Source organism: Streptomyces sparsus, from assembly GCF_054776295.1.
Genome location: NZ_BAAHCA010001653.1, coordinates 1 through 604 on the forward strand (window position 1 = coordinate 1; position 604 = coordinate 604).

1 pseudogene is annotated in these 604 nt (G+C 73.7%); it reads left to right on the top strand.

The features are described from left to right. Positions 1 to 473, top strand: a pseudogene (locus ACYVE9_RS30130) (hypothetical protein); the annotation flags it as partial. Positions 474 to 604: the final 131 nt, after the last annotated feature.

Here is a 604-nt window from a genome sequence, read left to right on the forward strand (position 1 = left end):
GGCTGCGCAGGTCGGTGCTGGCCGAGGCCGCGATCGCGGCCGTGCTGCTGGCGGTCACGACGCAGCTGACCGGCACCGAGCCGGCCCGCGCGGAGCAGAGCGCCGCAGGCGCCGAGCACGCCGAGCCGATCGTCACGCCGGCCGAGCCCGTCTCGGTGCGGATACCGTTCGACACCGGCGGCGAGAACGGCAGGGGCACCGTCCAGCTCGACATCGACCCGGCCCGGTCGGGCGAGAACACCCTGCACGTGCGGACCGACGTGGACGCCGAGGAGATCCGCGTCGCGTTCACCCTGCCGGACAAGGACCTCGGTCCGCTGCCCGTCACCCCCGAGTCGGTGATGGGCGACAAGCAGCACTGGATCCAGGCGAGTTTCCAGCTCCCCCTCGCGGGCGAGTGGGAGGCCGCCGTCACCATCCGCACCTCGGACGTCGACCAGGCGACCGAGACCGAGAAGATCACGATCGGCTGACAGCACCGACATGCACGACGACAGCAGAACCTCACTCTCCCGGCGCCGGCTGCTGGGCACCGCCGGAGCGGCCGGTGCCGCGGGCGTCGTCCTGGGCACCGCCGGCGGGGCCGTCGGCCACGCGGCACTGC